Annotated in this window: 2 protein-coding genes and 1 pseudogene; 2 read left to right on the top strand and 1 reads right to left on the bottom strand. The window is 58.4% G+C overall.

The genetic code is table 11. From position 1 onward, the window contains the following. A pseudogene (locus tag AC1RQB_RS28175) lies at positions 1–77 on the bottom strand (SOS-induced cell division inhibitor SulA); the annotation flags it as partial. A gap of 22 nt (positions 78–99) precedes the next feature. On the opposite strand from AC1RQB_RS28175, the gene AC1RQB_RS28170 reads away from it, so the two are divergent. Both AC1RQB_RS28170 and AC1RQB_RS28165 read left to right on the top strand, forming a co-directional pair. Then, positions 100–1,224 (top strand): polysaccharide deacetylase family protein, encoded by a 1,125-nt coding sequence (locus AC1RQB_RS28170; RefSeq protein WP_008070438.1) that lies wholly within the window; start codon positions 100–102, stop codon positions 1,222–1,224. A 336-nt stretch (positions 1,225–1,560) separates the two neighbouring features. Continuing rightward, positions 1,561–2,955, top strand: a complete 1,395-nt coding sequence (locus AC1RQB_RS28165; RefSeq protein ID WP_007896403.1) for a PhoH family protein — start codon at positions 1,561–1,563, stop codon at positions 2,953–2,955. Positions 2,956–3,085 lie beyond the last annotated feature (130 nt).

The following is a 3,085-nucleotide window of genomic DNA, read 5'->3' as shown; positions in this document are numbered from 1 at the left end:
CAGCTGACGACCGTATGGCTGCGGCCAAGTCGCAAGGCTTCGCAGGTCAACTGCTGAGCGCTCTGAGTGCCGCGCGGGTTTTGTTATGGAGACATCCCTTTGCGTATCGTTTTTCTATTCTCGGCCTGGCTCTTGAGTTTTGGCGCCATCGCCGCGCCGGGCGATGTGGCGACGCTGGATCGCGGCACCTGGCCTGAGCAGCTCAGCAGCCCGACGCTGTTTGACGTCGCCTCGCGGGCCGAAATCCTCATGTTTGCCCGGGTTCTGCTGGCCAGTGAATCGCTGGATGAAGCGAGCCTGGCTCAACGCCTGGGCCTGCGCACCCTCAATCTGGAGTCGGTCAACCAACTGCGCCAACGCCTGTGGCAGCGTTTGCTGACCAATTACAACTTCGCCCAGCAGAGTTGCGATCAGGATGCCTCCTTCTGTTTCCTGGTCGAGGACATGGCCACCCTGCGCGAGCAAGCGGCCAAGTTTCAGGTGAGCGATGACAGCTATTACATCAAATGGGCCGAGCCAAGCCGGTTGTTCCACGCCCAGTACCTGGACGAGCAGCTGCGCAAGGCCGCGCTGTTCCCGCAGACCAGCAGCGAAGTCGATCGTTTTGGCGACTATGAGCGCAATGGCGAGGCCATGAATGATCGTCTGTTCCTGCTGACCTTCGACAGCGCCGCCAATGCCACGCCAGATAACACCGCCTGGGTCACCGAGTACCTGCGCAAATCCAACATGAGCGCTACGTTCTTCGTCCTCGGCAAGGACATCCAGGCCCGCCTGGCCGATCGTTCGGTGGCCAGCCTGCAAGGGACTTATTCGCAGCAATGCGTTGGCGTGCAAGGCTGGGAGTTTCGCTCCCACAGCCACTGGCAAGACTGGCAGGACTCGGTGCGACGCAGCGTCGAGTTGGTCAAAGGCAAGCTGCCGGAGAATTACGTGCCGCTGTTTCGCCCGCCCGAGGGGCAGCGTCGATCCGATGCCGAGGGCTTCTTCAAATCTCAGGGCTTGCAGGTGGCATTGTGGGACATCGATGCCCAGGACGGCGCCGGCAAGCTCAAGGGCAGCCAGAGCGCACAACGGGTATTGACCCTGATGTTGCTGTGGCGGCACGGGGTGATCAATTTCAATGTGAAGCAGGATGCGCTGAAAACGGCGATGCCCTGGCTCATTACGCAAACGGCGCCAAGCGGGATCGGTTGGGCAGACTGTCAGGATGCGTTTCGCTGAAACGGCAAAAGGCCGAAAACATTGGGTGAAGGGCGATTTTTGCAGAGAAATCGGTGCAGGCGGACTTCCGACTTTAACGGCACATTGCCTGCACGCCAAGGGCTATTCGTCACTCTGAAAAATAAACTTCAAAAAAACGTCAAAGTGCTTTTTTCTGTCACATGTTTTGGAGTATTACGAAGACAGACCGCCGAAACCTGCAACACAGGTGGCGTCTCCCAAGACCCCAGTTTGTGTGCAGTTCACTTGACTCCTCGCAGGTGAATTCGGCGGCCACTTCGAGGCGCAGCACCGTTATGGTATTGCGTCGACTGGCTCCCACAAAGGTGACCGAGTATGGATGATCACGGACGTAGCCCTTCTTCCAACCAGCCAATCCTTTATGTACTCGATACCAACGTATTGATTCACGATCCAAACGCCCTGCTTAATTTCGAAGAACACCACGTCGCCATCCCGATGACCGTGCTTGAAGAGCTGGACAAGCTCAAGAGCGGGCATCACAGCGTTGCCGCGGAATGCCGCCAGGCGATTCGCCTGATCGACAAGACGTTGGGCGATGCCAGCCCCGAAGACGTCGAACTCGGCGTACCGATCCAGCGCGGCAAGAGTGGGCCCAAGGGGTTGCTGTCAATTCTGATGAGCAAGCGCACTGAGCCGAACATCATTCTGCCCGAGCATCTGAACGACAACATCATCATCAACCAGTTGATCGACCTGCGCGCACGCGATGCAAAACTGCCCGTGGTGCTGGTCACAAAAGACATCAACATGCGCCTCAAGGCCCGGGCTTGCGGGATTGCGGCCGAGGACTACAGCACCGACCAACTGGTCGACGACGTTTCGTTGCTGCCCAACGGTTATCACAACATGACCGGTTCCTTCTGGGATCGGGTGAGCAAAGTCGAAACCCGGCAGGATCATGGTCGCACCTGGCACCAGGTGCAGCTGATCGACAACCTGCCTGCGGTACACGTCAACGAGTTCATCATCGACGAACAGGGCTTTGTTGGCTGGATCAAGGAAATCCAGGTCGACAAGTTGCTGATCCTCGACCTGCATCAGGAGCCTCTGTTGCACCAGGAAGCCTGGGGCCTGAAACCGCGTGACATCTATCAGAGCCTGGCGCTGTATGCCTTGCTTGATCCGGACATTCACCTGGTCAACCTGTCCGGCGCGGCCGGTTCCGGTAAAACCATCCTGGCCCTGGCGGCGGCCATCGAGCAGACCATGGTCAGCAAACGCTACCGGCGCATCATCGCCACCCGCAGCGTGCAGGGGCTCGACCAGGAAATCGGTTTCCTGCCCGGCACCGAAGCGGAAAAAATGGAGCCTTGGCTCGGCGCCATCACCGACAACCTCGAAGCGCTGCACATGGACGACGAAAACACCCATGGCAGCGTCGACTACATCCTCAGCAAAGTGCCGTTGCAGTTCAAATCCCTCAACTACATCCGAGGCCGCAGCTTCCAGCAGAGTCTGATCCTGATCGATGAATGCCAGAACCTTACGCCGCACCAAATGAAAACCATCATCACTCGTGCCGGCGCCGGTTCCAAAGTGGTGTGCCTGGGCAACCTGGCACAGATCGATACCCCTTACCTGTCCGCGACAAGCTCCGGGCTGACGTACTTGACCGAGCGCTTCAAGGACTTCCCCAACGGTGTACACATCACCCTGCAAGGGGTGCCACGCTCGATTCTGGCCGAATACGCCGAATCGCATCTGTAACCTGTCCCACAAGAACCGGGCGACCTCACGGTCGCCCGGTTTTTTATGCCCAATACATAACCTGTGGGAGCGTGGCTTGCCCGCGATGCAGGCACTGCGGTGTAACAGGTACACCGCGCTGATGCCATCG

The organism is Pseudomonas sp. GW822-FHT02E03 (assembly GCF_058802325.1).
The sequence above is the reverse complement of the archived record's forward strand: the minus strand, read 5'-3'. Positions and strand labels throughout refer to the sequence as shown.

What these genes read in the sequence shown, in the direction of transcription:
- AC1RQB_RS28165 (WP_007896403.1), top strand. Translation starts at nt 1,561, where the DNA reads ATGGATGATCACGGACGTAGCCCTTCTTCCAACCAGCCAATCCTTTAT.